This is a genomic window from Streptococcus sp. NLN76 (genome assembly GCF_015686645.1).
GTDB lineage: Bacteria > Bacillota > Bacilli > Lactobacillales > Streptococcaceae > Streptococcus.
Genome location: NZ_JADPMS010000053.1, coordinates 1 through 9,136 on the forward strand (window position 1 = coordinate 1; position 9,136 = coordinate 9,136).

6 protein-coding genes and 1 tRNA gene are annotated in these 9,136 nt (G+C 40.6%); 4 read left to right on the forward strand and 3 right to left on the reverse strand.

The features are described from left to right. Positions 1 to 205: 205 nt before the first annotated feature. Positions 206 to 277 (forward strand) — tRNA-Glu (locus tag I1A59_RS08335). A gap of 283 nt (positions 278 to 560) precedes the next feature. On the opposite strand, the gene I1A59_RS08340 is transcribed toward I1A59_RS08335, so the two are convergent. Beyond that, positions 561 to 3,122 carry a YfhO family protein gene (locus I1A59_RS08340; RefSeq protein ID WP_196092317.1) on the reverse strand — a complete coding sequence of 854 codons (2,562 nt, stop codon included), beginning with the start codon at positions 3,120 to 3,122 and terminating at the stop codon, positions 561 to 563. A gap of 82 nt (positions 3,123 to 3,204) precedes the next feature. Then, a complete protein-coding gene (locus I1A59_RS08345) occupies positions 3,205 to 4,827 on the reverse strand; it encodes an ATP-binding cassette domain-containing protein (RefSeq protein WP_196092318.1) in 1,623 nt (540 codons plus the stop codon). Positions 4,828 to 5,142: 315 nt separating this feature from the next. On the opposite strand from I1A59_RS08345, the gene trpS reads away from it, so the two are divergent. The 3 genes from trpS (at position 5,143) to I1A59_RS09710 (ending at position 8,326) form a co-directional block, all read left to right on the forward strand. After that, complete coding sequence (gene trpS / locus I1A59_RS08350; RefSeq protein WP_196092319.1) at positions 5,143 to 6,165, forward strand: tryptophan--tRNA ligase; 1,023 nt, start codon at positions 5,143 to 5,145, stop codon at positions 6,163 to 6,165. Between the two features lie 99 nt (positions 6,166 to 6,264). Beyond that, entirely contained in the window at positions 6,265 to 7,746 is a 1,482-nt protein-coding gene (gene guaB / locus I1A59_RS08355) for an IMP dehydrogenase (protein WP_196092320.1), read from the forward strand. Between the two features lie 292 nt (positions 7,747 to 8,038). Continuing rightward, positions 8,039 to 8,326, forward strand: a complete 288-nt coding sequence (locus I1A59_RS09710) for a transposase (protein ID WP_196092321.1) — start codon at positions 8,039 to 8,041, stop codon at positions 8,324 to 8,326. 331 nt (positions 8,327 to 8,657) lie between these two features. Here the strand turns inward: I1A59_RS09710 and I1A59_RS08365 are convergent. Continuing rightward, positions 8,658 to 9,136, reverse strand: a 479-nt coding sequence (locus tag I1A59_RS08365; protein WP_196092322.1) for a transposase, incomplete at its 5' end; no start/stop codon positions are given.

A 9,136-nucleotide genomic window follows, 5' to 3' on the forward strand; every position in this document is an offset into this window, starting at 1 on the left:
CTTGCTTGATCACTTGATATTTTTTATCTTCAGACATTGTTAAAACTATTTTCCTCATCTTTCTAATGTAACACAGAGGACATTTTCATATTCGATTTACTTAAGACATTATCACTTTCGAATGATAAAAATAAAATTTTTTGAAAAAAAGTCTTGCATTCCCAAATTAGAACTGCTATAATTATTCTTGTCCTTGAGACAGGATGGTCCGTTGGTCAAGGGGTTAAGACACCGCCTTTTCACGGCGGTAACACGGGTTCGAATCCCGTACGGACTATAGGTGAAGTCGGAGTTTATCCGACTTTTTTTCTTGCTAAAAATAAGACGCATCCATTCAGAACTTTAAAAGCTTGCTTGGAAGCGTCTTTTTATTTCATTTCAAAAATAGAATACTTGAAAAATTTCGACGAGATGACTAGGAAAGTCAAGGGAATAGTCCAACAGGTCTGAGAGACCTGTTGAACGATCATCATCAGCTGTCCTCGTCATTTTTTGAAATTCCGCGAGTATTCTGATTTTGAAATTAGTTAAGTATAAACTATCGCATTGGATGTTGAAATTTAAGGAGTATTTGTGTCCCAATTTGTCTGGGATTTATTTCTGAGCCAATGCTGGTAGGCTAGGAAAAGAAGGAGGGAAGTAAGGCTAATCCAGAGGCCGAGGTAGAAACCTTGTGGGACAAAGATCAGTTGGACCTTGCCAGTTCCTTTTGTAACATCAACGGCCATAAATCCAGTTTGTGCTTGGCGGATTGGAATTTCTTTGCCATTTTGGTAGGCTTTCCAGCCTTTGTCGTAAGGGAGCGTTACAAAGAGGCTGGTTTCTTTGTCTGTTTGGTAACGGATTTCCATCCTATTTCCCTGTGTGTGCACCTCAGTCTGGTTTTCTTTTAGCTTAGTGAAAATTGCTTCCAAACTTTCTTGTGGGACACTATAGACATGAGGTTCTTGGTAGCTGGCTTCTGTAGCACCTGGGAAGAAGAGTTTGACGGTGACTTCCTTCGCCTCTGGGAAATAGCCCAAGTCGAAGAAGGAAAAGGTGTTATCCAACGTATAGGTGTAATAGGTACCATCAATGAGCAGCTGTACGACAGAGTCTTCCTCATCTGGGAATTGGATATTTGGGAGACTGAGGTAGAGCTGCTGGTTGGCTGGTGCTTCTACCACAAAGGTTGTTTGTGGGGGAGCATCTCCTTCTTTTTTGATTGTACGATCGGTATTACTTTCATAAATTGGAACTTGATCGAAAAGGATAGAGTCGAGTCCAGTCAGATGTTGGAGCAGGTCTCTTTGGTTATCTAAGGTTAGCGGAGATAATTTAATATCTTCATAAGTTTCTTGGGTTAGAAAAGCCAGTGGTAGAGCCCATTGATTTTCCTCAAGTTGATAATCTCCTTCGCTAGCTAAAGTGCTAAATCCGAGACGTGGCGGGTGATTTTTACCTATAATATAGCGGATACCGAAGAGGCTATCCATTAGGATGGTGTTGTTTTGATAGCGAAGGTTGAGGTTGCTACCAGATGATTTGTAACCTAGAACGTCCAGTGTGCCACTTGCTAAGCGATTTCGAACAGATGAGAATTGTGAAATACCGTTTAGACTATGCTTCATGGTATCATTCCCCGTTTGTACTTGGGTTAGTTCAGTTCGGTAGAAGCCAGATTCCATAGTTTCTTTTAGCTGCAAGATTTCTTCTTGTCCTCTTTTGTAGGAATCGAGACTGGCAAATCCCCATTCTGCCGCAATTCCTTGGATTTGGTAAAAGGAATTGCAGCCAAGTTCCACGATGAGGAAAAAACTAACCGCCACTGTATAGAAGATAGAGGACAATTTTGCCTTCTTGTAAGCCCAGAAGAGCAGTAAATAGACTCCTAAAAATTCAAACGTCAAAAGAAACTGGGTGGAGTTCAAGAAGTCATAGTGCTCTTTTGAGAAGAACCAGGTTACTCCCCAACCGCCTCCGAGAAAGAGACTGGCTAAGAGAACTTGTTTGAATTGTAACTGGTCGAGTCGTTCCAAAACCGTGGCCGCCATCCAGACAATCAGTAGGGAGAAGAGCCAGGAGTAGCGATGAAGGAACATGTTTGGCGCGTGGAAACCTTGCCAGAAAAGGTCTAGGGATTCTAGGTAGAAGCTAGCGATTAAGAAGCTGATAAGGAGTCCATAGGATAGTTTCACGTGAAACGGAATGGATTTGAGCAGGAAGAAGCACAGACTTAGAACTAGTGGAATGATTCCGATGTAAATCATTGGAATGGCTCCGTATTTGGTAGTATCAAAAGCCCCCACTAAGGTTTTGGCAAAGATATCAAGATACCAAGAAGCCTCTGTCAAGAGACGGTCAATCTCTGTAAGGGATTCACCGTGGCCTCGTAGGTCCAAGAAGGTTGGTAAGAGCATGATGGCGCTACTTGTCCCAGCTAGAACAGAGGTGATGATAAATTTTGATAAAGTTGACAGGCGCTGTTTAAAATCCCAACTTAGTTGCAGTAAATACCAAAGTGGAAGGAAGATGACCATCATATAGCCAAAGTAGTAGTTTTGAATTAAAAGGAGAGTGAGGGATACAAAGTAAAGCCCTACTTTATTATCCTTGACAAGCCTGTCAAGACCATACAGGATTAAAGGAACCAGAATAAAGACATCCAACCAGGTCTTTATTTCAAGTTGACTCACTGTAAAACTCATGAAACTATAGCAGAGTGATAGTACCAAGGCTAGGAAGGGGGATAGTTTTTTGAAGCTCCCCTTGAGCGATATGAAACTAGCTAGCCCAATGGATCCAAATTTTAAAATTGTAAAGAGATAGACAGCATTGGGCATGGTTTTAGCATCAAAGAAGTAAACCAAGGGGGAGAAGAAGCTTCCTAGATAGTAAGAACTAAGAGCATAAAAATTATGACCAAGTCCAGCAGTGAAACTGTAAAATAGGCTATCTTTTCCGTGTAAAATATCTCGTAAAGCAGTGTCAAAGATAACATATTGGTGAAAGCCATCCCCTAGCAAAGGAGATGTTGGACTGGACCAGTAAATTCCCTGACTATAATAGAGGAGAAGCATTCCAAGTGCTGGAATAATGAAGGATAGAAAGGTTAGATAGTGTCTTCTAAGTAACTGTTTCATAATGTATCCTATATATAAAAAGGGAGGCTAGGACATTAGTCCTGACCTCGAAGTGTATTTATTAAAAATATAAATGATGTGTTTAATCTTTCCAAAGTTCTTTAACTTTAGCCTGTACTTCCTCATTTTCAAGGAACTCATCGTATGTTTCGTCGATACGATCAATGACCCCATTTTTGGAAAGAACAATGATGTGATTGGCTAGGGTTTGAATAAACTCATGGTCGTGACTAGCAAAGATGATACTCTCTTTGAAGTTTTTGAGACCGTCGTTAAGACTAGAGATAGACTCAAGGTCTAAGTGATTGGTTGGATCATCCAGAACTAAGACGTTGGATTTCAGCAACATCATTTTAGACAACATAACGCGAACCTTTTCACCACCTGACAAGACATTGACAGATTTGTTAACCTCATCACCACTGAACAGCATTCTTCCTAGGAAGCCTCGAAGGAAGGTATTGTCATCTTCTTCTTTACTTGCAAATTGACGTAGCCATTCTAAGATGGATTCGTCACCAGCAAAGTCTTTAGAGTTGTCTTTTGGTAAATAACTTTGACTAGTTGTCACTCCCCACTTGACAGTTCCTTCATAATCGATGTCTCCCATAATGGCACGAATCAGTGCAGTTGTTTGGATATCGTTTTGTCCGATGAGAGCTGTTTTATCACCTGGTCGGAGGATAAAACTAATGTTGTCGAGGATGACTTCACCATCAATCTTGACACTTAGGTTTTCAACTGTCAAGAGATCATTACCGATTTCACGTTCGGCTTTAAAATTGATAAATGGGTATTTACGGCTAGATGGAACGATTTCCTCTAGGACAATCTTGTCAAGCATCTTTTTACGAGAAGTTGCTTGTTTCGATTTACTTGCATTGGCGGAGAATCGAGCTACGAACTCTTGGAGCTCTTTGATTTTCTCCTCTGCTTTTGCATTACGGTCTGCTTGTAATTTAGCTGCAAGTTCACTAGATTCTTTCCAAAAGTCGTAGTTTCCGACATAGAGTTTGATTTTTCCAAAGTCAAGGTCAGCCATATGTGTGCAGACCTTGTTTAGGAAGTGACGGTCGTGGGATACAACGATGACGGTATTGTCAAAGTCGATGAGAAAGTTTTCTAACCAAGTAATGGACTGGATGTCCAAACCGTTGGTTGGTTCGTCGAGGAGGAGAACGTCTGGTTTACCAAAGAGAGCTTTGGCCAAAAGGACTTTAACCTTTTCACCATTGGTTAGTTCACTCATGTTTTGGTAGTGTAGGTCTTCAGGAATATTGAGGTTTTGGAGCAGTTGAGCAGCTTCACTTTCGGCTTCCCAACCACCCAGTTCTGCAAATAGACCTTCGAGTTCAGCTGCCCGAACTCCATCTTCGTCAGAAAAATCCGGTTTCATGTAAATAGCATCTTTTTCTTTCATGATGCTATAGAGATGTTCATTTCCCATGATGACCACGTCAATCACGCGCTCCTCTTCGTAGTCAAAGTGGTTTTGACGAAGAACTGAGAGACGTTCATCTGGACCAAGGCTGACATGGCCTGTGCTTGGTTCAATATCCCCAGCGAGAATCTTAAGGAAAGTGGATTTACCGGCTCCATTGGCCCCGATAAGACCATAGGTATTTCCTTCTGTAAATTTGATGTTTACATCATCAAAGAGTTTGCGATCACTGAATCGCAATGATACGTCTGATACTGTTAGCAATGGACTTCTCCTATTTTTAATATTAGTCTCATTTTACTAGAAAGGGGCCCATTTATCAAATCTTGACTTAAAATAAGGAAGACTATAAAATAGTATGCATCAGAAAAGTAATTTTGCTTCCTCTAAAGAGAGCTTGTGGTTGCTGCAAACAAGTGTGGAACAAGGTGAAGATTGGGCTGATAACTGACAATCGGATAGATGAAAAGAGATGGTTTTCCATAAATGAGGTGGCACCGCGGTATATCGTCCTCACAGAGTTTTTTCTGTGTGGGCTTTTCTTTTTATCATTCGACCATAGAAAAGGAGAGGATAACTATGACCAAACCGATTATTTTAACAGGCGATAGACCGACTGGGAAGCTCCATATTGGTCACTATGTTGGGAGCTTGAAAAATCGTGTCTTGTTACAGGAGCAAGGTCAACACAAGATGTATGTATTTTTAGCGGATCAACAGGCGTTAACAGACCATGCAAAGGACCCACAAACCATTGTGGAATCTATTGGCAATGTTGCCTTGGATTATTTAGCAGCTGGGTTAGATCCAGAAAAGAGTACGATTTTCATTCAAAGTCAAATTCCAGAGTTGGCAGAATTATCCATGTATTATATGAATTTAGTTTCTTTAGCACGCTTGGAACGGAATCCAACAGTTAAAACGGAAATTGCCCAAAAAGGCTTTGGGGAGAGTATCCCAACAGGATTCCTTGTCTATCCAATTGCTCAGGCAGCGGACATTACGGCCTTTAAGGCTAATTATGTTCCAGTAGGAAATGACCAAAAACCGATGATTGAGCAAACCCGTGAAATTGTACGGAGTTTTAATCATATTTATCAAACGGATGTCTTAGTGGAGCCTGAAGGAATTTATCCTGAGAATGAATCAGCAGGGCGCTTACCAGGACTTGATGGGAATGCTAAGATGTCCAAGTCTTTGGGAAATGGAATTTACCTTGCTGATGACATGGATACCTTGCAGAAGAAGGTTATGAGTATGTATACGGATCCAAACCATATTCGAGTGGAGGACCCGGGGCAGGTCGAAGGAAACATGGTTTTCTATTACCTAGATGTCTTTGGACGTCCTGAAGATATGGATACAATTCAAGCTATGAAAGACCACTACCAACGTGGTGGTTTAGGGGATGTCAAAACCAAGCGTTACTTACTAGAAATTTTGGAAAGAGAACTCGGTCCTATTCGCGAGCGCCGATTAGAATTTGCCCAAGATATGGGACAAGTTTATGACATGCTGAAGAAAGGAAGTCAGGTTGCCCAGGCTGTAGCTGCAGAAACCCTTGATCAGGTCAAGGAAGCAATGGGGATTCGCTATTTCTAATCCTAAGTTATATTAGTTGACAATTCATTTAAGAGTGATAAAATATTTAAAACCTATCAGGATTGGCCTGATAAAAGATAAATAAAGAGGAGAAATACCATGTCAAATTGGGATACTAAGTTTCTAAAAAAGGGCTACACTTTTGATGATGTTTTGCTCATTCCGGCAGAAAGTCATGTGTTGCCAAATGATATTAATCTAAAGACGCAATTGGCGCCGAATCTAACCTTGAATATCCCTATTATCTCAGCTGCAATGGATACTGTTACAGATAGCCGTATGGCCATTGCTATGGCTCGTGCTGGTGGACTTGGAGTTGTTCATAAAAATATGTCTATTGAAGAACAAGCAGAAGAGGTTCGTAAGGTTAAACGTTCTGAAAATGGCGTTATCATGGACCCGTTCTTCTTGACACCGGACCACTCTGTATCTGAAGCGAATGAGTTGATGGAACGTTACCGTATTAGTGGAGTTCCAATTGTAGATACTCTTGAGAGCCGGAAATTAGTCGGTATTATTACCAATCGTGACATGCGTTTCATCACTGACTTTGGTCAATCAATCCGTGAGCACATGACAAGTGAAAACCTTGTAACTGCTCCCGTTGGAACAGATCTAGAGATAGCTGAACGGATTCTTCACCAAAATCGTATTGAAAAACTACCATTAGTAAATGAAGATGGTTCTTTGGCTGGTTTGATTACCATCAAGGATATTGAAAAAGTGATTGAGTTTCCAAATGCAGCTAAAGATCAATATGGTCGTCTTCTAGTAGCCGGAGCTGTAGGGGTTACTTCTGATACTTTTGATCGAGCACGCGCTTTGTTTGAAGCAGGAGCGGATGCAATTGTTATCGACACTGCTCATGGTCATTCAGCTGGTGTGCTCCGCAAGATTCGCGAAATTCGTGAAGTATTCCCAGATAAGACTTTGATTGCTGGAAACGTGGCAACAGCAGAAGGAACACGTGCCCTTTATGATGCTGGTGTTGATGTTGTTAAGGTCGGAATTGGACCAGGCTCAATCTGTACGACACGTGTTATCGCTGGGGTTGGAGTTCCTCAAGTGACAGCCATTTATGATGCAGCAGGTGTGGCGCGTGAATACGGAAAGACAATCATTGCTGATGGTGGTATCAAGTATTCAGGCGATATTGTTAAAGCTCTTGCAGCAGGTGGCCATGCAGTTATGCTTGGTTCTATGTTGGCAGGTACCGATGAGGCTCCTGGTGAGACAGAAATTTTCCAAGGACGTAAATTTAAAACCTACCGCGGAATGGGAAGTCTTGCAGCTATGAAAAAAGGTTCGAAAGACCGTTATTTCCAAGGTTCTGTTAATGAAGCCAACAAATTGGTTCCTGAAGGAATTGAAGGTCGTGTAGCTTATAAAGGGGCTGCATCTGATATTGTCTTCCAAATGGTCGGTGGTCTACGGTCTGGAATGGGATATGTTGGTGCAGGAGACCTATCTCAACTTCGTGAGAATGCACAATTTATGGAGATGAGTGGTGCAGGCTTGAAAGAAAGTCATCCACATGATGTTCAAATTACCAATGAAGCACCGAACTATTCAGTGCACTAAGAATTCAAAAAAAACAGGCTAGATTGCCAATGTCATTAAGTTAAGGGATTCTGGAAGCTCGTTAATCGAACTTCCGGAATCCCTTTTTTGCTATACTTAAGCTAAGGGAAGTATCTCTAATGCCAAATCAAGTAAAGAAGCATCTACGAAATAGTATTGCTACTGTGATTGAGCGAGATAGACGAAGTTTGCTCCATAATCCACATGATTTTACTCGTAATCGGGAACTATCTCTCGATAAAATGTTGAATCTAATCCTTGGTATGTCCGGAAATTCTATTTCTAAGGAATTGTGGATGCCAATATTTGGACTACAGAGTCTGCTTTTGTACAAGCTCGCTGGCATGATTCTATCCCTATTTTAGCTGCAGATGGAAGTGACGTGAATATTCCTAGAAATCCAAAAGATGAGGGGACCTCTTTTCAAGGTGGTGATGGAAAGAAGTCGTATAACCTGATTCATCTTAATGCATTTTATGACCTAAACTCAGGAATTTATACGGATGTCATAGTACAAGATAAAAGAAAAGCAGATGAGCGACAGGCAGTCATTGACATGATGGAGGTATCTCCCTTTTGAATCAGCCTGGTAATCATGGACAGAGGATATGAGAGTTATAACCTTATGGCGCATTTTGAGGAAAAAGGATGGCAATAGATTATTCGTGTCCAGAATGGCCCGGAATCTTTTGCATCAAGGTATCATTTACCGAATACTTCAATTGAAAAAGAGATTGCCATCAAATTGTCTAGGAATCAAACAAAACAAAAGAATTATCGATTTGTCTCCCATAATTCCAGATTTGATTTCCTCTCGGACTCTATCAGCTACGGAAGTAATCCTCCATTTTATGAACTGCATTTTCGAATTATAAAGTTTCCGATAGATGAAGGACAATATGAAGTCCCTGTTATAGTTGTTTGGTTTTTAAATAGTATGTTATTACATCAGTTATAGAGTCCATTTTGCGAAGTAATTCTGTAACTGATTTTTTTAAAATAGCCCAACTTTTCTCAATGGGATTTAATTCTGGAGAATACGGTGGTAGAGGTAAAAAGAAGTGACCAGCATCGATAGAAAGTTTATCTAATATTTTCTTAGGGTGAAAACTTACATTGTCCATAACAATGACATGAGGAGTCTTTAAAGATGGTAGAAGCTCTTGTTTAAACCACTCTACAAAGAAATCGCTAGTCATACTCTCTTTGTAAATCATTGGAGCTATAAAAGTCTGATCAACTTGTCCTGATACAATAGAAGTTCGTTCAAAACGACGACCACTAATTTTAGAGTGAATCTTTTCACCTCTGGGTGCACGGGCATTTTTACGATATAGATAAGTATCAATACCTGTTTCGTCAATATAGACAATTGGAAAGTCTTTCAAAA